The following is an 18,795-nucleotide window of genomic DNA, read 5'->3' as shown; positions in this document are numbered from 1 at the left end:
CCCGACTCAGGTTCGGGGATTTTTATTACTTCTTAGACTCGGTTGCTGCATCTTTGGCAATTAATTCTTTTACTTTTTTAACTGACCAGAAGCTTGCTACAACCATGACTGCCACAAGCACAATACTGGAAACCACGTATACATCTAAGTACATAAGGCTTTCTCCACTCAAGCACAAAAAACTCTTTTAAGTTCCACTAAGTTAGTTTAACCCATATTCTAGTAGAAGAAATAGTCTGAACCTTAACCCAAGTCACTAATTCGCTGTTTAAGGCAATAAATTGGCTATACCGTACTCTGCATCTAATAGTCGACCTATCGCATTATTACCACTACTTAGGTGATGTGCATATTGTGTATGCAAACAACGAACCTGTTGCCAGTTTTCTATACCACCCACGCCGCGTTTAGTAAAAACATCGGTAAAGCCTAAGCGTTGAATCTCTGCTTTTGTGGTATCGCTCATTGCAGCCCAACGCCTTGCTACATAGTCTTCATGGCTTTGGTGATACTCAGCCATTAAAACAGGGTCGTCTTGCAAGCGTTCTTCCAGTTCTTTTATTAAACCAGCAGCTTCTAAGTGGGATAGTTCTTTAACTAGAAAACGACTACTTAACCAGTAAAAGGTTGGAAAAGGTTTACCCTTCACTAAAGCTGCAACTTGCAAAGCTAAAGGTCGGCCTTGCTTATCAATAGCAGTAATTAACTCCATGCCTTTAGGTTCTTTACCTAGTTCATCGGCAATTAATAAACGCTGTTCATCCGTAGGTTTAAGGGCAACTCTCTGAAACATAAACTTTTCTCATAACAATAAAAAAACAGCGGGCTAGTTTGCCCGCTGTTTTTATTCTACTGCTAATTACTTTACCAAGAATATAGCTAGTTATTAACCAGCTAGGTAGGCACTTAGCATCCAAACTGTTTTTTCTTGCTGACCAATGTAGTCACTCATTAACGCAGCAGTACCTTCATCACCAGCATCTGCGGCAACATTCATAAGATCACGTTGCATTTGTATTAGTTGCTTATAACCAGCTAACAACCCTTCTACACACACTTTGCCATCGGTAGCTTGCTTATGCTCTTTAATGCTGCTTTGTGCGATATAGTCGCTAAAGGCATGAAGTGGACGATGACCTAAGGTAAGAATACGCTCTGCAAGTTCATCTACTTTTAAGAGTAGGTCATTATATTCTTCTTCAAATTTAACATGCAGTTCAAAAAACTGGCGACCTTGAATATTCCAGTGGTAACCACGAACGTTCATGTAAAAAATCTGGTAGTTGGCAAGCAGCGTATTCAACTTTTCAGATAAAGTCTGTGCTTTTGAAATATCTAAACCAATGCGGTTAGTGCTCATAAAACCTCCTTACAGATTTAACATCTTTGTTAGCCTTTTAAAGCTATATTGTTGCTATGGATTTAATCTTAACTCAGTAAGGGGCTTAGAGCTAAGATTTTTTGCAAATCCAGTTGATAGATAATAACTATTAGAATCAATCTTTTGTTACAAAACTGAATTTAGCTGCTGGTGCATCTGGTAGCAGTTTAGTCACCTGATTTACTTGCGCTAAAAGCTCGCTGGTGGTTTCTGCAACCAAGTTTAAATGACCTAGCTTACGTCCTGCACGCTCTTCTTTACCATAGAGGTGTAGATGACAGCCTTTTACTTTTAATAGTGCTTGTGCATCACCAGCACGACCAATAATATTTACCATACAGGTAGGAGAAGTAGCAGTAGTAGAGCCTAAAGGCAAGCCTGCAACGGCTCTAAGATGATTTTCAAACTGGCTAGTTACTGAACCATTTTGCGTCCAGTGTCCTGAGTTATGCACTCTAGGTGCCATTTCATTTGCCATTAGTTGGCCGTTTTCTTGCTGAAACAGCTCTAAAGTTAATACGCCGACATAATCTAGTTCATTAAGCAGTGCTTGAATGTAACCTTCGGCTTGTTCTTGCAGCTGTGGATTCAAATTAGGTAAGGGGGCAAAAGAGTAACGCAGAATGCCATCTACATGGTGGTTTTCGGCCATAGGGTAAAAACGCACTTCTCCTGCTTGGCTACGCACCGCAATAATGGAAACTTCGCGCACAAAGTCTATAAAGGCTTCAACAATTAATTCACGGTTACCGATACGTTGCCAAACATCAGCCACTTCATCCTTGGCATCATTTTTTAGTACTGCTTGGCCTTTACCGTCATAACCTTCGGTAACAGTTTTAATCACTACAGGCTTTTGATGCTTGGTGGTTAAATCTGTCACTGCTTGTTGCAAGGTTTCTAAGGAGTTAACCAAATGGTATTCAGGTGTAGGGATAGCTAGTTGAGTGAATAAGGCTTTTTCTAAACCACGGTTTTGGCAGATTTGTAAGGCGCGGCTAGATGGGTAAACGGGTTTATGCTGTTCTATTTCGCTTACTAGCGCTACGGGTAGGTGCTCAAACTCGTAGCTAACCACATCAACTTGGTTTAAGAATTCAGTTAAGCGAGTGTTGTTTTTATCGACCAGTGTTTGCCCTATATCGGCACTAGGGTTGCCTGTGGTGTCTAAAAAAGTAAAGCGCTGCCCTAAAGGATAACCAGCCAAAGCTAGCATTTGCCCTAATTGACCTGCACCTAGAATTCCAATACGCATGCTTTAAACCTCAGTCTTTTAACACTTTTAGTCAACCCGTGGATCAGGATTATTCAATACTGTTTGGGTTTGATTAGTACTGAACTCTTGTAGCTTTTTAGCGATTGTCGCATCACTCAAAGCAAGAATTTGGGCTGCTAAAATTGCTGCATTGGCTGCGCCTGCTTTGCCTATAGCTAGGGTGGCAACAGGTACACCGGCTGGCATTTGTACTATAGACAATAAAGAGTCCATACCTTTTAGAGCTTGGCTTTCAATCGGCACACCTAAAACAGGCAAGTTGGTTTGTGAAGCTGCCATACCAGGCAAATGGGCTGCACCACCAGCGCCAGCAATAATAACTTTTAAGCCACGGGCTTGAGCACTTTTAGCATAGGAAAATAGCTTGTCGGGGGTGCGGTGGGCAGAAACAACTTCTACCTCATAAGTAACACCCAGCTCATCTAACAGTGCTGTAGCACGTTGCATGGTGGGCCAGTCTGACTTAGACCCCATGATGACACCTACTTGTGGTTGCATCTACGCTTGCTCCCAGATCTGATTGAGTCAGTAGCAGTTAAAATGAAAGCCGGAAAGCATACCCTATAAACTGACCAAGAGAAAAGTGTTAATCTAGTCAGGTTCATTTTTCTTGGCTATTTTTTACTTTTAAGGAAGGCTAATGCTACTAAAGTTAGGCTTGAGTCTACTGATTTTGCCTTTATTAATTCTAATGGGTACTTGGGGCATGGAGTATGCCGATGTTAGTAGCTGTATTTATGAAGGCGGTAGCTACGATTACTTGTTAGGCGAGTGTTTAATGGGGCAGCAGGGAGTTTTTGTAAGCTTTGCTGAGCGCCACCCTCTACTTGTAAGCACCAGCCTCTGGGCTTCTTGCGCTGGGCTGGTGTTTACTTTGGTAGGCCTATATAAAGACCGCAGCTAGTTAAATATAGTTAAACAAGCTTAAACCAGATATTTGACCTGTTATCTGCATACCGGCTTGGTAAGAAAGCTTAGATTGCTCTAAACGCATATAAGCGTCAGCCCAGTCTAAGTCCTCTAACTCAGAAATACTCTTTTTAGCAAAGGCTTCAAAGTCTAGGTTGTTATCTTTAACTGCTTCTAACGTATTTTGTCTAGCGCCTATTTGTGAGCGCGTTTGGGCAACTTGTTCAAAAGCCACATCTATATTGCTGATTGCACTACGTATAGCTTCTTTATTAACTGGCGCTGGCGGGTTGCCATTACCCGTAGCATCCACAAAATACTGAATAACGCCCAACATATTGTTGGTGTATTCTTTAGGTGTCGCTGCTAAGTTTTCTGGCCCAGTAGTAAAAATTGCCTGTGCAGGATCATGGGTAGTTAAATCTGCTGTATTAAGGCTTTCAAAAGCTCTAGCGCCTGAAGTGAGCATCTTAATAAAGGTATCATCTGCAACCTGAGCTTCACGCTCTATGGCATCACCTACAAAGTTGTTACCGTTATAAGCCTTTTTCTCTGCTTGGCTACCTGCAAAAATATACTCGCCGCTTTCATTGCGAGTATTCAGCATTCCCTGTAAATGTTTAAGTATTTCTTTAACTTCTATGCCCGAAGAGCTTACCTGTTCATCACTCCACTGATCACTACCTAGCTTAATTGCTAACTCTTTTAATTTAATTAAAGAAGATTCTGTTTGATTAAAGACAGACTCAGTTAAGCTAAGATTTTTATCGGCAAAATCAACATTACGGTTGTATTGCTGCACTACTGCCATACGTGTTTTGGTGTTCAATGTTTGCGCAGCAGCTACAGGGTCATCGGCTGGGGTAAGCACCCGCTTACCACTGTTCATTTGATTATTAACCGTGTTTAGACGCTTATAGCTATCTAACATGCCGTTCATACTACTGTTGTACATTTGCGTAGTGGACAAACGAATCATGGCTTATCTCCCAACACTTGAAATTAAGGTATCAAACAACTTTTGTGCTGTTGATATAACCTGAGTAGAGGCCATGTAGGCCTGCTGAAAACGTATAAGGTTACCTGCTTCTTCATCCATATTAACGCCTGAAGCCGACTCACGCATGGCAATGCTTTGATTAAGTGTGGCAATACCCACCTCAGCAGCCGTACGTGATTCAGAGGTTTTAATACCTACCTGCTCAACCAACATGGAATAGGTTTCACCTAAAGATGCACCACCTGTACCATCATCTTTACTTTCAATGAGTTTGGCTTGTTGTAAGAAAGACAAGCCCGCACCGTTCTCACCACCGGCTGTGCCTTCTAAAGTCCAAATATCACCTGCTTGTGTATCATTATTGCTAACATTAATGATTAAATTATTACCAGCACCATCGGCATTTGTAATGGTTAAAACACCCCCCACAGCAGGTGCAGCATTAGCCACAAAACCTGTCGCTAAAGCAGTGGCGTTTCCGGCATTATCTAGCACACTGTAGTTAGCACCGTCATAACTAATTTGATACCCACTAAGACCCGCAGTTTGTAAATTAAATGCAGCAGGTGTACCTATTTGCCCATAAACTAGCTTAGCTGTTCCTGTATTATTTTCAGCTCCACTAATACCTGCCAAAGCAATTTTATTGGTATCACTAAGCTCAGGTGAGCGTTCTAACTGAGAAGCACCAATACGGGTAGGGGAAATTAACATACCACTGCCCTGAATATATTCAGGTATTCCTGCAGTAGATAAATTCATATCCGCAGGTGGGTTACCTACACTTCCATCGGTTAGCCTAAATCCATAAGTGGTTTGCAAAGCATTATTTAATGCAGTAACACCAGCGGGTGTATTAGCAAAAGGCCCACCTGCAGGTGTCATATCACGACCTGTTACTGAGTCATGCAATACATAAGAGCCGCCCCTTTCTTTAAGGTGGAACTCGTTAGCAGGTAGTTTATTTAAACCTTCTGGGTCTATCCAAACACCAGCAGGAGCAGTACGTTGTATTCCCGTTATGCGATCTAATTGAAACTCGACCGTGTTGATATCTTTAAATAAATTAACACCTTGATCGCCATTCAGGTCTGTACCCGCTTTATGCTGGTTATTCATTTCACCTGCAAAAACGATTGCAATACGACCCATTTCATTTAAGGCAGGGTCTAGCGTGTCGGAGCGGTAACGTAAAACACCACCCATTTCACCACCGGCTATTTCATTAGTAATGTGCATTTTACTGCCACGACTATCAATCATATTAATTTCATAGCGGCTTTTGTCATTACGGCCTGGTACAGCTTCTAACTTATTAACATTCTCACCGGTAATAAGCGGTATGCCATTACCAATAGAAACATTAATGTTTAAGGCATCTTGTTCTTGCACATTAACATCAACAATTTCACTCAGCTCACGCAGTAGCTCATCACGCTTATCAAATAAATCATTCGGTGGCTGGTTGCGCGTGCCTTGATAAACCACAATTTCTTTATTTATTTGGCTAATACCAGTACTCAGCTCATTTATTTTAGAGGCATAGGTTCTTAGCTGAGTATTCAGGTTATTATTTTGATCAGTAAGACGAGCTTGAGCAGTTTTAAAGCGTTGACTAACGCTATCTGCCTGGCTAAAAACTAACTGACGCGCAGGTTTAGACAGTGGGTCATTGGCTGCCGATTGAATGCCTTCAAAAAAGCCATTAAGTGCATTACCTAGGGCAGAGTTTTCATTAGCTAATAGGCTGTCTAGCTCACTAGCATTGCGTAAATAAGCTTCATGGTCTTTTACTCTACTGGTATCCACCCTTACTTGATGAATAGTGTATTGATCAATAATACGCTCTACCGTTTGCGTACGTGAACCAGAACCAAAATAGCCTTGACCCGTACCAAAAGCAGGGTTAGTAACTTGAACAGCACGCTGACGAGAATAGCCAGGCGTATCAATATTACTAATGTTGTGTCCGGTAACAGATATATTGTTGCGGCTAGTACGCAAGCCTGACAAACCTATACCAAGCAAATCTGACATAATTTTATCCTTACCTAGTGTTCTGCATTACAAATTTATTTATCGTCTTTTAAAGCAACGTCTGTAGGCGTTTTTTGTTGCTCTTGCGTTGAAATATTTTCTAATGCCTGATTTAAAGTGCTGCCATCCATAATATTGATAATTTTTCGTGCATAACGTGGGTCAGTTGCATAACCCGCCTGCTGCAAACTTTTAGCAAAGGCTTGAGCGTCAGCTGCTTTTTCCAGTGCTTGTTGATAGCGTGGATTAGCAGTTAAAAAATCGATGTAATCGTCTATAGAAGCATCAAGTGACTCGTAGGCTCTAAAAGGCCAGCGCTCTTGTTGCGGCTGACCATTACGAAACTCTAGCGTTTGCACTTCTGCTGATTCACCATCCCAGCGTTTATCAGCTTTAATATTGAACAAGTTAAAGCTACTTGTGCCATCTTCACGAGGGATCATAAATTTACCCCAACCCGTTTCTAGTGCAGTTTGCGCTAGCATTAATTTAGGGTCGACACCAATACGTGCCGCAGCTTTTTGCGCTAAGGGGTAAATGTGGCGTACAAAGTCTTCAGGTGAAGCAAAATAAGCACGTTTATCAGCACTAACAGGCAAGCCTTCAATTTCTAATGGTTTGCGTCCTGCTTTTTCACTAGCAGCGGCCAGGGGTGGCCTTTGTGCTGCTTGTATGGCTTGTGAAGCTGCTTGGCGATCTTGCTCTTGATTGCTGCTATGACCAGCGGCAGCTAAGGGCGCACGAGAAAAGCGTAAACGCCTGTCATTCAGCTGCTGCATTAGGTCTTCTGTTAGTAATTGCGCTCCACGGCGAACATCTTCAGACACTTCACCAACAGGTGTTTTGGGTGTTTTAGCTAGCTGGCTAACTAGGACATCTGCCAAGCCTAAACCTTGGCCGTTATTGGATTGCGTCATAGCAATAGAAAACTGCTCATCTAACATGCCTTGAAAAAAAGACATGTCTTTAGAGCGCATCAAGCTTTCTTCGCCACCAATTAACTCATCTGCTTCACGCGCACTTTTTAAAATCATTTGTATAAAAAGTGCTTCAAACTGACGCGCAACTTCTTTAAGGGCTTCTGGGTCTTCCTCAACCGCACCTTTTTTTAACTCACGCAAACCTTGAAAATCATGGTAAGCATTTTGAGCTTTGGCGTAGTTACCGTTGGTTGGTTTATCCCCAATCATTTTTTTACCCTTAAATTACAATTAGCTGAGCATTTAAAGCGCCAGCATGTTTTAAGGCTTCTAAAATAGCCATTAAATCACCGGGTGCTGCACCCACTTGATTAACCGCTCGCACTATTTCATCTAAAGTAACCCCAGCATCAAACTTAAACATGGGGCTATTTTCTTGTTGAATATTAATTTGTGTATTCTGTTGAACTTCTGTCTCGCCATCAGTAAAAGCATCGGGCTGCACAACTTCAGGATTTTCGGCAATGGTAACCGTTAAACTGCCGTGAGTTACTGCCGCTGGAGCTACTCGAACATTCTGACCTATAACAATCGTGCCAGTACGTGAGTTAATAATCACTTTGGCAGCAGCGTCGGCAGTGGTTACTTCTAAATTTTCTAATACCGATAAAAAAGCAACGCGCTGGCTGGTATCCCTTGGAGCACGAATTCTAACGGAAACTGGATCTAAGGCTTGGGCAACGTTTGGCCCCATTAAACCATTAATGGTTTCTTCGATACGTCTTGCTGTAGTGAAGTCTGGGTAGTGCAAGTTAAAAGTTAGGGTATCGCTATCGCCAAAAAAGTTGGCTACTTCACGCTCAACAGTTGCACCGTTAGGAATACGACCCACACTCGGCACGTTCACCGTTACTCTAGAGCCATCCGCACCGGCTGCACCAAAACCACCCACAACTAAGCTGCCCTGAGCGACTGCATAAACATTGCTGTCTGCACCACGTAAGGGTGTCATTAACAAAGTACCACCACGCAGGCTTTCAGCATTACCTATAGAAGAAACCGTGATATCAACACTTTGCCCTGGCTTGGCAAAGGGTGGTAGTTCAGCACTAACAGTTACTGCTGCTACGTTTTTAGACTTGGGGTTAACACCAGGCGGTAAAGTAATACCAAACTGGTTCATCATATTGGCAAAGGTTTGATTGGTAAAAGGCGCATTGTCGCCCGTACCATCTAGCCCTACCACCAAACCATAACCTATCAGTTGGTTACTACGCACACCTTCAACAGTAGTAATATCTTTTAAGCGGCTAGTGCTGGCTTGCAAAGTAAAAGGCCAGCTAAATAAAACTAAAGTAATTGCCGTTAAGCGTACTAGGTTAGCAAGCTTCATTCGGTAAACCCTCATATTACAACGGCCACCAGCCACTGTTAAAGAAACGTGCTAACCAGCCCTGACGGTTAGAATTGGCTAGATCACCTGTGCCACTATAAGTAAGCCTTGCATCAGCTAACTGACTAGAACTAACAGAGTTATCAGGAAGGATGTCTTCAGGTCTTACAATACCTGAAACCCGCACATACTCATCACCTTGGTTAAGGGTTAACCATTTTTCACCGCGAATTAACAAGTTACCATTGGGGTAAACATCGTGAACGGTTACCGTTATTTTACCTAGCAGACTGTTGCTTTGATCCGCGCTAGCATCACCCGTAAAACTTCTATCTGAGTCCAAACCTAACCCCATATTAATAGGCGATTCACGCCCAGCAATGGTTGGGTTGGCAACAGTAATATTACTGTTACTAGAAATATCTGACTTTGCAGACTTAGATGAACGAGTACGTTCTTCCAAGTTAACCGTTATTACATCACCAATACGGTAGGCTTTACGGTCGTTAAATAAGGCTTTGCTATGCGAAGCTTGGTATAAAGAACCACGTGTTGGCGGCGGTGGCGCCATACGACTAGGCTGAACTGGCGCATAAACAGGATCATCAGGTTTAACCTGCTTTTCACCTGGATTCGCAGCACAAGCAGCAAGCTGCATAGCCAGTAATAACACTAGTGATATAGAAAATACGCGCTTCATGCTATTGCCCCCGCAACATCTTTAATCATTAGAGCGTCTGAGTTAGGTTACGCAACATATCATCGGCTGCAGAGACTACCTTGGTATTCATCTCATAAGCACGCTGAGTAGTAATCATATCTACCAACTCTTCTACTGCGCTCACGTTAGAAAGTTCTAACATACTTTGTTCGACTGCACCAAAACCATTCTCACCACCAACACCATCTAAGGGTGCACCCGAGCCAGCAGTTTCGGCATAAACATTATTACCCATGGCTAGTAAACCTGCAGGGTTAATAAAGTCGACCACTTCTATTTGACCAATTTCTTGCGCCTGATTGTTCTGACCCGCTTCGGTTACTGTTACCGTACCATCACGGCCAATAGTTACCGAGTTAGTGTTTTCTGGCACAACAATTTCTGGCTCTAAGGGAAAGCCATTCGAGTTCACTATGCGACCGTCTGAGTCTAAGTGAAACTGACCATTGCGCGTGTAAGAAACCTCACCATCGGGCATCATTAAACGAAAGAACCCACGGCCATTAATCGCTATATCTAAAGGCTGGTTAGTGGTTTCTAAGCTACCTTCGGTGAACTGGCGCTGGGTTGCTGTTACACGCACACCTGTACCCAACTGCAAACCTGTAGGTAATTGAGTATCACCACCGTTTTGTGCGCCTGGCATTTTTTGTGCTTGGTAAAGTAAATCTTCAAACACTGCACGATTGCGCTTGTAACCTACCGTATTAACGTTAGCTAGGTTGTTAGAAATAGTGGACATTTTAACGTCCATGGCATTTAAGCCTGTTTTACCTGTCCAAAGTGCCGGATGCATAACTTAAACCTCTTTTAAAATTTTTAGCCCATGCGCATAACGCTGCTTGCAGAAGCGCCATTTTCATCGATGGTTTTCATCATTTTTACGTTCATTTCATACTGGCGAGAAAGTGCCAGTAGGCTCGTTAATTCGTTGACTGCGTTTACGTTGCTGGTTTCTATTGCGCCTGACTCTACTCTAACTTGTTCATCGGCAGGCAGTGCGCCAGCAAAATCGCGTGGACGCATTAAGCCATCTAGGCCTTTTTCCATGGTTACACCCAAAGCTTGGGCGCTAACCAACTTAACTTGATCAACTAAAGCGGCTTGGCCTGCATCATTTAGACTGATGCCACCATCACCATTGATATGAAAACGCTGGCCGGGTGGTAGAACAATCGGTCCACCATTGCCGATTACCGGCAAACCATTGCCGGTACGTAGCATACCTGTAGGGTCAATATTCAAATCACCACGGCGAGTGTAAGCTTCTTCACCATTAGGCGCTTGCACCGCTATCCAGCCTTCACCTTGCACAGCGATATCGAGCGGATTACCTGTGTAGTCGTAGCTGCCGGATTGAATATCAGTTGCTGGACGCTCTGTAAGCGAGTAAACACGGCTTGGGTGGTGCTCACCAAATACTGGCATGGCACGGGCTTGCTCAAAATCGGCGCGAAAGCCGGTGGTATTCACGTTGGCTAGGTTATTTGAACGTGCCGTTTGCGCCATCATATTGTGCTTGGCGCCAGTCATTGCGATAAAGAGTGCTTTGTCCATGAGTAACTCCGAATTCTTAATGACTTAGTATTATGCAAACTCTGTGCCAACCGTGTACTGAAGCCTAGCGGCTATTCATTGCAGACGAGTAAATTAAAAAGTAGGCATAAAAAAAGCTCCCGAAGGAGCTTTTTAATTCAGAGGGCTAATTAACGTAGGTTAATTATGGTCTGGGTAATGGTGTCTTGAGTTTGAATGGTTTTGGCGTTGGCTTGGTAGTTACGCTGACCAATAATCATTTTGACCAACTCTTCTGCCAAGTCGACGTTAGACTCTTCCAAAGCACCACCAGCAATCGTACCGGTAATACCCGTACCAGCCGTATTAGTCGTTGGAATACCTGATTCAGAAGTTTCCAGCCAAGCCGTTGAACCATTAGGCTTCAAACCTTCAGGGTTCCTAAAAGTCACCAAAGGAACCTGAGCAACAGTGCGGTTTTGACCATTAGTATAACGACCAAAAATAGTACCATCAGGGCTTACTTCTATGCCTGCTAAACGCCCAGTGGTATAGCCATCTTGATACTGAGATTGAGCAGAATAAGAAGCACCATACTGAGTTGTACCACGCATATGGTAAGCAACTTGGTTTAGGTTTGTTGTGGTACCCAAAAATGCACCACCTAAAAAGTCAGCAGGTACATCAATCGGTATTGGTCCAGTTGTTACAGCACCTGTAGCAGCAGGAGCACCTGTTGTTGCATTTATAAAGTTACCATAACCTGGGTTATAACCGGTTAAAGCACCCTGAGTATTAAACGCCAAGGTTGCTTGGGTTATACCATCAGCGACTGGAGCTGGCGGGGCACCAGGAGTATCTGAATGAGTAAGATAGCCAGCAAGCGTACCACCACCTGGCGCAGCAGTAACACCCGTAGTAGCAGGTGGCGTACCTGTTACGCTGGTGAACAGGTTTCTAGTTGTATTCCAGTTTTCAGCAGTCAGTGGAATTGCAAAAGTACCCGTTGAGTCTTCAATATATAAAGGATCACCATTCCCAGAATAAAATTTACCATCAAACGCATTGATAGTAGCCCAGGTATTACCAGCACTCGTATTATCTGAGTCGACTTTAACAAAATACTGGGTTAAGACGTGCTCTATACCCAAGCTGTCATAGATAGCCGTTTGGTTGGCGTCACTGTAAGTTGTTCTATCACGCGGATCAAACCCACTAAGATCTAAGCTTTCTTTACGCGAATCTAAGTTAAGCTCTACATCCACTCGTGTGGTTGCATTAGGCTCTACATTGGTTTGTGTTAAGCGTATATCACCCATGACACCTTGCACATTACCTTTTAAGTCGGCCTCATAACCTTGCAAACGCTTACCGGTATTGTTGGTAACATAACCTTCTTTATCTAGGTCAAAATAACCAGCGCGGGTGTACTCTTTTACGCCATTATTTGAAAGTACAAAATAGCCATTACCTTCAATTGCCATGTCTAAGGCACGGTCGGTATAGTCAATATTACCTTGGGTATGCTGCTGAGAAACTCGCTCAACCAGTACACCCGAACCTACCGAGTTGCGGCCAGTACCTAAAATAGAGGCGCTGTAAACATCCCCAAACTCTGCGCGAGATTGTTTAAAACCCTTGGTGCTGGCGTTAGCAATGTTATTACCGGTAACACTTAAATCCATTTGCGCGGCACGCAAACCTGAAAGACCTGTATTAAAGCTCATAGTTAAGCACTCCCCTGCCTTAAAATTAGTTAATTACTTTGACTTCACGCAGTGGTATGGCTTTATCTAGCCCACTGATATTCAACATTATTTCACCGCGAGCACCCGAATTAAGCGATACGCTAGCTACATTTTGAGCAAGGTATAAATCAACCCCTTCGTGTTCTTTGCCGTTATTGGCAAAAGCGCGGAACTGATAAGAACCCGGAGGAAAAGGGTTGCCATCAGTATCTAAACCATTCCATTCAAAAGCCACCTCACCAGGCTCACGTGAACCTAAAGAAATATCGCCTAGGTACTCGCCTTCGCCTGAGTAAACAGCAACAAACACATCGGACGAAGATTCTTTTAAATCAACCGTACCGTTAATTGCTTTGCCGTCTTTTAACTCAGACCAATTACTCAACACCTGTACCGAGCGACCAACCAGTGTTGAAGCTTGCAAAGCCTGAGTTGACTGCATGCTTGCACCAAAGTTTTCTACCGTGGAATTAAGGTTGCTAATACCTTCCAAAGATGAAAACTGTGCCATCTGAGCAATAAACTCGCCGTTATCCGTTGGTTCTAACGGATCTTGGTGTTCTAACTGAGCAATGAGCAGACGCATAAATTCGTCTTTACCCATATCATTTCTTTTACCGGCTTTTTCGGCCTCACGCTGCTTTTTTTCGACCTGCAAGTCTTGGTAAAAGCTTGTTTTTTCAATACTCATAGTCTTATCTCTACTCACAGTTGCCGCTAGGGCAACAATAGCGGCAAAATTTTGCCTTACTTATAATTTTTTACTTTTAGCCATTCTGACCTAGAGTCAAAACACGCTGCATCATTTGTTTGGTGGTATTCATTACTTCAACGTTAGTTTGGAAAGAACGTGAAGCAGACATCATGTCGGTCATTTCTTCTACTACGTTAACGTTAGGGTAAAAAACATACCCCTCTTCATTTGCCATAGGGTGATTAGGCTCGTGGCGCATTTGTAATTCTTGATTACTCTCAACAATGCCCAACACTTGAACACCTTCACCAGCAACATCGCGTGGGTTAAAGCTTGTAACGGGGTTTTGGTAACCATATTCGTCACTAATGCCCTGCTTGTAGCGCTCTAACATTGGCGCAAACACCGGCTTGCGAGCACGGTAGGTTTCATCAATAGAGGAACTGACACTTTGAGCGTTAGCCATATTCGAAGCTGTGGTGTTCAAACGCACTGTTTGAGCATTCATACCGCTTCCAGCAATATTAAAAATCTTATTTAAAGACATAACTCAGCTCCTAATTAGCTCTGGCTCTTCATGGCTTTCATTAAGCCACTGAATTTACTGTTTAAAAATGTAAAACTGCTCTGGAAGTCCATCGCATTTTTAGCAAATTCAGCCTGTTCTATATTCGTTTCAACAGTATTGCCATCAACCGAAGGCTGGTGCGGTGTACGAAACTTTAATGACTGATCCATCACTATTGCAGCGGCAGGAATATGCCGTTGACTGGTGCGATTAAGCTCCATACGCTGACGGTTTTCATATTCGCCTTTTAAAATACCTTTAAAGTCTAGGTCACGTGCCTTATAGCCTGGCGTATCACTGTTTGCTAGGTTGTTAGCCAAAATCTCTGAACGCTTACTACGCACATTAAGTGCATCTGGGTGTAGGCCTAGGGCATTTTTAAAGTTGATCGACATATCTATTCTCCGCTGCTTTGCCTTTATACATTCAATTTTAGTGCCATGTTTTATTTTTCTTTATAAATCAACAACTAACAAAAAGAAACCTGAAAAAAAGCTTCAAAATTTTGACGAGCAGCACCAAATTAGATTAAAAGCGGCAAGCCTCTGCCGCTCTAGTGATTAGCCACTATTTTTTGTTAAACTCTTAAACCTAACTAGCCGCCAGTAACGAGCCTAACAACCCAAGATGACCCCAACTTCAAAGCTACTCAGTAAACTTCTTCTTCTCTTAGAAAGCCGACTAAAGCAAATAGACGCTTGGCAGATCGCCCAGCCTGAAGCTTCTGCCTTTAACAGCCACACACCCTTTTGTGTAGATACCATGAGTCTAGAGCAGTGGTTACGCTATTTGTTTATACCTAGAATGCGAGCCTTAGTTGATGCAGACAACGGCTTACCGACTAGCTGCGCTATTACGGAACAAGTTGAAATGGTGTTTACTAAAAATGAAAAAGCCAGAGTCATGGAAGTGACTCTGGCTATTGATCAACTGCTAACCGAACAAAAAATTCCTCCGGCTAGTTTATTAAAGCAGGTTTAATCCATGCCTTTGTCGGGTTTAGCACCCTGATATTCAAAGCGCGGCACCTGCTCACCGGCTACCTCTACCTTATCTATAAACATGGCTAGAGGACGAACCCACCAGCTACCATCGGAATAACACTGGCGATAAATCACTAGCCATTCTTCAGTTTCACTGTGTTGTGCTAGTCGAAGCACCTCATATTCTGCACCCTTAAAGTGACGATAAATACCCCGTGGTAGCTCAACAGGCGGTGTAGCGTTAAGGTTTACAGTCATAACTAAGGCCCAGCTTGCTTAGTTTTAGCTGGCTGCTCTGGATTAGCAGTCGTTCGGTTATAGGTATAAGAAGCAACCTTGCCTTCTTTGTTGTAACGGATCACTAAATCACTGGTTTGTGCATCTGAAAAAGCACTGTAGCGGTAATTACCGTAAGTCCAAGTCTGCTTGCCGCTTTCAAGGCCAGTACGCCAAGGATTACCAAACATGGATTGAATATCTGCTTTAGAGGTTTCACCTATAACTATGTCTGCAACCTTATGTTCAGCATAGGGTTGGCCAACGGTGGCACAACCAGCAAACAACCCAACTACCATTAGTGCAAATAAAGTATTTTTAATAAGTTTCATACTAAGACCTCTTAGGTTTAACGCTTGTATTTGCATTATTACACATCCAACAACTTTAACCCTAGTGTTGCTTTTTAATAACTAAACCTTGATTTACCTCCTTCAAGCTGACTTAATTCACCCTCTTTTTTAGTAATTCTGACGGACTTAGATATGACCGAAGCGGTTTGGATTATTTTTGCGTTTGGCTTAGGCGCAAGTATGAAAATGCTAGGCTTGCCGCCCCTTATAGGGTATTTAGCGGCCGGCTTTGCTATTTCAGCCTCCAGTCAATTTATTGGCTTACCCGCAGAAAGCACAGCAGCACTACAGCACCTTGCCCACCTAGGTGTTTTATTATTGCTTTTCACCGTGGGTTTAAAATTAAAAATACAAAGTTTGGCACGCCCAGAAGTTATTGGGGGTGGCTTAATTCACTTTATTATTTCCTGCATTATTTTTGCTCCCGGTATTTTCTACTTTATGGATGTTAGTGCCTATACAGCGCTAATGCTTGCCGTTGCCCTATCTTTTTCTAGCACAGTACTTGCAGCCAAAGTCTTAGAAGGCAAGCGAGAGTTGCGAGCCTTTCATGGCCGCGTTGCCATTGGTATATTGGTAATACAAGATTTAATAGCCCTGCTAGTCATGAGTATTACCAGTGGTAGCACGCCTTCTATGTGGGCATTAGTCGTTTTTGGTATTCCACTCCTACGTCCTGTTTTTTATAAGCTTTTAGACTTCAGTGGCCAAGATGAGCTGCTAGTCTTGCTTGGCTTATTACTTGCCTTAGTTATTGGTGGTTTTGGCTTTGAAAGTGTTGGTTTAAGTTCTGAACTGGGCGCACTTGCTTTTGGTGCTTTGCTTGCCAACCACCCAAGATCACCTGAACTATCCAAAGCCTTATGGAGTATAAAAGAGGTTTTTTTAGTAGGTTTTTTCTTACAAATAGGTATAGGTAGCCTACCCAACAGCAACGCGATTATTTTTGCACTCCTAGTCACTTTGCTACTGCCAATTAAAGGTATTTTATTCTTTTTTATACTTGTAACCTTTAAATTACGCGCCCGTAGTGCTTTTTTAACAGGGTTAAGCCTAACTAACTTTAGTGAATTTGGTTTAATCGTTGCCAGCCTAATTCTACCCGAATGGCTAGTACCTCTCGCCCTTGCCGTTAGTCTGTCCTTTTTAATTTCAGCGCCCTTATACAGAGCTGCACAACCCTTGTATGAGAAGCTATCGAATTACCTAGTACCCTTTGAACGAAAAGGGTTTCACCCAGACGAGTTGCCCTTAAAGCTAGACGAAGAAGTTTTAATTATTGGTATGGGACGCACAGGTACCGCTGCCTACCTTCACCTAGAAGACAAAGGACTAGCCATGGTTGGCATAGATTCTGACCCTATGAAGGTTGAAAATCTTTTAAAAGAAGGGTTTAACACGGTTTTTGCCGATGCAGAAGACCAAATGCTTTGGCAACAACTTGAAGCACCTAACCTTAAATATGTACTACTGACTGCTAACGATGTAGAAGCCAAGGTTATTGCAGCACACAAATTAAGAAAATACGGCTTTAAGGGCGTTATTATTAGCCATAGCTCTTTTGCAGAGGATGCTGCTGCTATTAATGCAGCAGGCGCTAATTACACCCACCAAACCTTTTCTGAAACGGGTGTGGGTTTAGCTAAGCACCTGCTTAAAGAGGCAGATAAAGAAGGCTAGTTAATCAACTGCTCAAACACCAAAAAACCACCGACATAAGTGCCTATAGCAGAACCTAAGGTAGCCATAATAAAAACTAACAAAGTACGTGACACACGATTTCGCCACCAACCTTTAAGCGTTGCTGTGTCTTCACGTAGTTTTGAAAAGTCAGCCACTTTAGGTTTACGAAAAAATATTTCTGCTGCTGCAGCAACAAAGCCTGCACCTATGGTTGGGTTAAGCGAAGTTAAAGGGGCAGCTACAAAAGCCGTTAAGACAGTCAGCGGATGCCCACCCGCTATTAACACCCCTAAAGCACTCAGCCCACCATTAATCAGCACCCAGTCCAGAACCATCTGTAGGCCCAAACCCGTGTCACGGCTAAACCCAAGAGCAAAACCAGAAAGAATGAGCGCCACCACCAACCAAGGCACGTATTTTAACCACTTATTTCCAGGTGGTAAGCTTCTTAGCACTTCTAGTTGCTCGCTAGGATCAGCAGGCAGGTGACCAGCTAAGCTTTCTTCTAATCCCTTTAAATGCCCTGCACCCACCACAACTAATACTTTTTTGTATTGACTATCACCATTTTCTTGCGCCAGTCTTAGCGCCATATAGTGATCACGCTCGGCAATTAAAGCTTGGTACAAGTGCTCTGAATCAGCCGCAAACTCACTAAAGGTTGATTCAAGCATATCGCCTTGCTTTAACTTCTCAATTTCTTCTGGCGAAACCTTTTCACGTGAAAATAGGCTACCCACCAACCCAGTAATTAACCCTGCTCTTTGCCACCAAGGCACGCTACGGTAAACACGCTTTAAGGTAATGCCTACATCTCTATCAATCACTAATAAGGGTAGGTTTCTCTTAGTTGCTTCCTCTATGGCAACTTTCATTTCTTCGCCAGGCGCAATACCAGACTCCTCCGCTACTCGCTGCTGAAAAGAGCCCAAAGCTAAATTGGCAGCAACCATGCCAGCTTTACCCTGTTTAATCACTTGAAAAAGGTCCAATTTGGCAAGCGCATCGGGGTCTTTTAAAGATGCAAAGCGTGCTGGACACAACTCAATAGCAACAGCATCAAATTCACCACTGCTAATTAATTGACTTACCTCATTGGCACTTGCCTTAGAAACATGAGCAGTACCTAAAAGGGTATACTCAGTATTATATTTCTGTAGAATTTTGCGCGGGCCATTATTGCTCAAACCATCTAGTTGACTAGTATCCATGTAGCGTCTCTTGCTGAAATCAAGAAAAGCAGCATTAGAACAGACTTACAGCTAAAAGTCAGGCTAGTAGAAACGGCTACAGCAGGTATATAATCTGTAACAAAAATATACTTTAAAGATATAAATC

Annotated in this window: 22 protein-coding genes; 3 read left to right on the top strand and 19 right to left on the bottom strand. The window is 42.9% G+C overall.

Annotated elements, in window-relative coordinates; all coding sequences use genetic code 11:
• Positions 1-25: 25 nt before the first annotated feature.
• The 5 genes from H571_RS16205 to purE all read right to left on the bottom strand — a co-directional run bounded on the left by H571_RS16205 (position 26) and on the right by purE (position 3,155).
• Positions 26-154, bottom strand: coding sequence for a hypothetical protein (locus H571_RS16205; protein WP_281167280.1), 129 nt, complete (start codon positions 152-154; stop codon positions 26-28).
• 114 nt (positions 155-268) lie between these two features.
• The gene (locus H571_RS0109995; RefSeq protein WP_027849181.1) at positions 269-793 is read right to left on the bottom strand and encodes a DUF501 domain-containing protein; all 525 of its coding nucleotides are present in this window, start codon (positions 791-793) and stop codon (positions 269-271) included.
• Positions 794-886: 93 nt separating this feature from the next.
• On the bottom strand, positions 887-1,360 hold the full coding sequence (locus H571_RS0109990) for a Dps family protein (protein WP_027849180.1): 474 nt from the start codon (positions 1,358-1,360) through the stop codon (positions 887-889).
• Positions 1,361-1,496: 136 nt separating this feature from the next.
• The gene (locus H571_RS0109985; protein WP_027849179.1) at positions 1,497-2,636 is read right to left on the bottom strand and encodes a 5-(carboxyamino)imidazole ribonucleotide synthase; all 1,140 of its coding nucleotides are present in this window, start codon (positions 2,634-2,636) and stop codon (positions 1,497-1,499) included.
• A gap of 27 nt (positions 2,637-2,663) precedes the next feature.
• Complete coding sequence (gene purE, locus H571_RS0109980) at positions 2,664-3,155, bottom strand: 5-(carboxyamino)imidazole ribonucleotide mutase (RefSeq protein WP_027849178.1); 492 nt, start codon at positions 3,153-3,155, stop codon at positions 2,664-2,666.
• Between the two features lie 142 nt (positions 3,156-3,297).
• Between purE and H571_RS0109975 the strand changes: the two genes are divergently transcribed.
• Positions 3,298-3,561: a hypothetical protein gene (locus H571_RS0109975; protein WP_027849177.1), complete on the top strand. Its 264-nt coding sequence runs from the start codon at positions 3,298-3,300 to the stop codon at positions 3,559-3,561.
• Here H571_RS0109975 and flgL read toward each other — a convergent pair whose 3' ends face one another.
• The 11 genes from flgL to flgB all read right to left on the bottom strand — a co-directional run bounded on the left by flgL (position 3,562) and on the right by flgB (position 14,557).
• Positions 3,562-4,545 carry a flagellar hook-associated protein FlgL gene (gene flgL / locus H571_RS0109970; RefSeq protein ID WP_036218089.1) on the bottom strand — a complete coding sequence of 328 codons (984 nt, stop codon included), beginning with the start codon at positions 4,543-4,545 and terminating at the stop codon, positions 3,562-3,564. It abuts the gene before it with no gap.
• 3 nt (positions 4,546-4,548) lie between these two features.
• Positions 4,549-6,603 carry a flagellar hook-associated protein FlgK gene (gene flgK, locus H571_RS0109965; RefSeq protein WP_027849175.1) on the bottom strand — a complete coding sequence of 685 codons (2,055 nt, stop codon included), beginning with the start codon at positions 6,601-6,603 and terminating at the stop codon, positions 4,549-4,551.
• 35 nt (positions 6,604-6,638) lie between these two features.
• Positions 6,639-7,793, bottom strand: coding sequence for a flagellar assembly peptidoglycan hydrolase FlgJ (gene flgJ, locus H571_RS14885; protein ID WP_051168278.1), 1,155 nt, complete (start codon positions 7,791-7,793; stop codon positions 6,639-6,641).
• 10 nt (positions 7,794-7,803) lie between these two features.
• Complete coding sequence (locus tag H571_RS0109955) at positions 7,804-8,916, bottom strand: flagellar basal body P-ring protein FlgI (RefSeq protein ID WP_027849174.1); 1,113 nt, start codon at positions 8,914-8,916, stop codon at positions 7,804-7,806.
• A gap of 16 nt (positions 8,917-8,932) precedes the next feature.
• Positions 8,933-9,616 (bottom strand): flagellar basal body L-ring protein FlgH, encoded by a 684-nt coding sequence (gene flgH / locus H571_RS0109950; protein WP_027849173.1) that lies wholly within the window; start codon positions 9,614-9,616, stop codon positions 8,933-8,935.
• A gap of 28 nt (positions 9,617-9,644) precedes the next feature.
• On the bottom strand, positions 9,645-10,433 hold the full coding sequence (flgG, locus tag H571_RS0109945; protein ID WP_027849172.1) for a flagellar basal-body rod protein FlgG: 789 nt from the start codon (positions 10,431-10,433) through the stop codon (positions 9,645-9,647).
• A 23-nt stretch (positions 10,434-10,456) separates the two neighbouring features.
• Positions 10,457-11,194 carry a flagellar basal body rod protein FlgF gene (locus tag H571_RS0109940; RefSeq protein WP_027849171.1) on the bottom strand — a complete coding sequence of 246 codons (738 nt, stop codon included), beginning with the start codon at positions 11,192-11,194 and terminating at the stop codon, positions 10,457-10,459.
• 149 nt (positions 11,195-11,343) lie between these two features.
• Positions 11,344-12,879, bottom strand: coding sequence for a flagellar hook protein FlgE (locus H571_RS0109935; protein ID WP_027849170.1), 1,536 nt, complete (start codon positions 12,877-12,879; stop codon positions 11,344-11,346).
• 25 nt (positions 12,880-12,904) lie between these two features.
• Entirely contained in the window at positions 12,905-13,591 is a 687-nt protein-coding gene (locus H571_RS0109930; RefSeq protein ID WP_027849169.1) for a flagellar hook assembly protein FlgD, read from the bottom strand.
• A gap of 76 nt (positions 13,592-13,667) precedes the next feature.
• Positions 13,668-14,141, bottom strand: coding sequence for a flagellar basal body rod protein FlgC (gene flgC / locus H571_RS0109925; protein WP_027849168.1), 474 nt, complete (start codon positions 14,139-14,141; stop codon positions 13,668-13,670).
• A 14-nt stretch (positions 14,142-14,155) separates the two neighbouring features.
• The gene (gene flgB / locus H571_RS0109920; protein WP_027849167.1) at positions 14,156-14,557 is read right to left on the bottom strand and encodes a flagellar basal body rod protein FlgB; all 402 of its coding nucleotides are present in this window, start codon (positions 14,555-14,557) and stop codon (positions 14,156-14,158) included.
• A gap of 232 nt (positions 14,558-14,789) precedes the next feature.
• Between flgB and H571_RS14880 the strand changes: the two genes are divergently transcribed.
• Positions 14,790-15,143, top strand: a complete 354-nt coding sequence (locus H571_RS14880) for a YqcC family protein (protein ID WP_051168277.1) — start codon at positions 14,790-14,792, stop codon at positions 15,141-15,143.
• Here H571_RS14880 and H571_RS0109910 read toward each other — a convergent pair.
• Entirely contained in the window at positions 15,140-15,403 is a 264-nt protein-coding gene (locus H571_RS0109910) for a DUF1653 domain-containing protein (RefSeq protein ID WP_027849166.1), read from the bottom strand. The genes H571_RS14880 and H571_RS0109910 overlap by 4 nt on opposite strands.
• A gap of 2 nt (positions 15,404-15,405) precedes the next feature.
• Positions 15,406-15,753: an outer membrane protein assembly factor BamE gene (locus H571_RS14875; RefSeq protein WP_051168363.1), complete on the bottom strand. Its 348-nt coding sequence runs from the start codon at positions 15,751-15,753 to the stop codon at positions 15,406-15,408.
• 153 nt (positions 15,754-15,906) lie between these two features.
• Here H571_RS14875 and H571_RS0109900 point away from each other — a divergent pair, with 153 nt between their 5' ends.
• Positions 15,907-17,454 (top strand): cation:proton antiporter domain-containing protein, encoded by a 1,548-nt coding sequence (locus H571_RS0109900; protein WP_027849165.1) that lies wholly within the window; start codon positions 15,907-15,909, stop codon positions 17,452-17,454.
• On the opposite strand, the gene H571_RS0109895 is transcribed toward H571_RS0109900, so the two are convergent.
• Positions 17,451-18,668 (bottom strand): TraB/GumN family protein, encoded by a 1,218-nt coding sequence (locus H571_RS0109895; protein WP_027849164.1) that lies wholly within the window; start codon positions 18,666-18,668, stop codon positions 17,451-17,453. The two genes, H571_RS0109900 and H571_RS0109895, sit on opposite strands and share 4 nt — an antisense overlap.
• Between the last annotated feature and the right edge of the window lie 127 nt (positions 18,669-18,795).

Source organism: Marinospirillum minutulum DSM 6287, from assembly GCF_000422325.1.
Lineage (GTDB): Bacteria > Pseudomonadota > Gammaproteobacteria > Pseudomonadales > Halomonadaceae > Marinospirillum > Marinospirillum minutulum.
The sequence above is the reverse complement of the archived record's forward strand: the minus strand, read 5'-3'. Positions and strand labels throughout refer to the sequence as shown.

What these genes read in the sequence shown, in the direction of transcription:
- flgC (WP_027849168.1), bottom strand. Translation starts at nt 14,141, where the DNA reads ATGTCTTTAAATAAGATTTTTAATATTGCTGGAAGCGGTATGAATGCT.
- H571_RS0109940 (WP_027849171.1), bottom strand. Translation starts at nt 11,194, where the DNA reads ATGGACAAAGCACTCTTTATCGCAATGACTGGCGCCAAGCACAATATG.
- H571_RS0109990 (WP_027849180.1), bottom strand. Translation starts at nt 1,360, where the DNA reads ATGAGCACTAACCGCATTGGTTTAGATATTTCAAAAGCACAGACTTTA.
- H571_RS0109935 (WP_027849170.1), bottom strand. Translation starts at nt 12,879, where the DNA reads ATGAGCTTTAATACAGGTCTTTCAGGTTTGCGTGCCGCGCAAATGGAT.
- H571_RS0109985 (WP_027849179.1), bottom strand. Translation starts at nt 2,636, where the DNA reads ATGCGTATTGGAATTCTAGGTGCAGGTCAATTAGGGCAAATGCTAGCT.
- H571_RS16205 (WP_281167280.1), bottom strand. Translation starts at nt 154, where the DNA reads ATGTACTTAGATGTATACGTGGTTTCCAGTATTGTGCTTGTGGCAGTC.
- H571_RS0109910 (WP_027849166.1), bottom strand. Translation starts at nt 15,403, where the DNA reads ATGACTGTAAACCTTAACGCTACACCGCCTGTTGAGCTACCACGGGGT.
- H571_RS14875 (WP_051168363.1), bottom strand. Translation starts at nt 15,753, where the DNA reads ATGAAACTTATTAAAAATACTTTATTTGCACTAATGGTAGTTGGGTTG.
- flgJ (WP_051168278.1), bottom strand. Translation starts at nt 7,793, where the DNA reads ATGATTGGGGATAAACCAACCAACGGTAACTACGCCAAAGCTCAAAAT.
- flgK (WP_027849175.1), bottom strand. Translation starts at nt 6,603, where the DNA reads ATGTCAGATTTGCTTGGTATAGGTTTGTCAGGCTTGCGTACTAGCCGC.
- flgG (WP_027849172.1), bottom strand. Translation starts at nt 10,433, where the DNA reads ATGCATCCGGCACTTTGGACAGGTAAAACAGGCTTAAATGCCATGGAC.
- flgL (WP_036218089.1), bottom strand. Translation starts at nt 4,545, where the DNA reads ATGATTCGTTTGTCCACTACGCAAATGTACAACAGTAGTATGAACGGC.
- H571_RS0109995 (WP_027849181.1), bottom strand. Translation starts at nt 793, where the DNA reads ATGTTTCAGAGAGTTGCCCTTAAACCTACGGATGAACAGCGTTTATTA.
- H571_RS0109955 (WP_027849174.1), bottom strand. Translation starts at nt 8,916, where the DNA reads ATGAAGCTTGCTAACCTAGTACGCTTAACGGCAATTACTTTAGTTTTA.
- H571_RS0109930 (WP_027849169.1), bottom strand. Translation starts at nt 13,591, where the DNA reads ATGAGTATTGAAAAAACAAGCTTTTACCAAGACTTGCAGGTCGAAAAA.
- flgB (WP_027849167.1), bottom strand. Translation starts at nt 14,557, where the DNA reads ATGTCGATCAACTTTAAAAATGCCCTAGGCCTACACCCAGATGCACTT.
- purE (WP_027849178.1), bottom strand. Translation starts at nt 3,155, where the DNA reads ATGCAACCACAAGTAGGTGTCATCATGGGGTCTAAGTCAGACTGGCCC.
- H571_RS0109975 (WP_027849177.1), top strand. Translation starts at nt 3,298, where the DNA reads ATGCTACTAAAGTTAGGCTTGAGTCTACTGATTTTGCCTTTATTAATT.
- H571_RS0109895 (WP_027849164.1), bottom strand. Translation starts at nt 18,668, where the DNA reads ATGGATACTAGTCAACTAGATGGTTTGAGCAATAATGGCCCGCGCAAA.
- H571_RS14880 (WP_051168277.1), top strand. Translation starts at nt 14,790, where the DNA reads ATGACCCCAACTTCAAAGCTACTCAGTAAACTTCTTCTTCTCTTAGAA.
- flgH (WP_027849173.1), bottom strand. Translation starts at nt 9,616, where the DNA reads ATGAAGCGCGTATTTTCTATATCACTAGTGTTATTACTGGCTATGCAG.
- H571_RS0109900 (WP_027849165.1), top strand. Translation starts at nt 15,907, where the DNA reads ATGACCGAAGCGGTTTGGATTATTTTTGCGTTTGGCTTAGGCGCAAGT.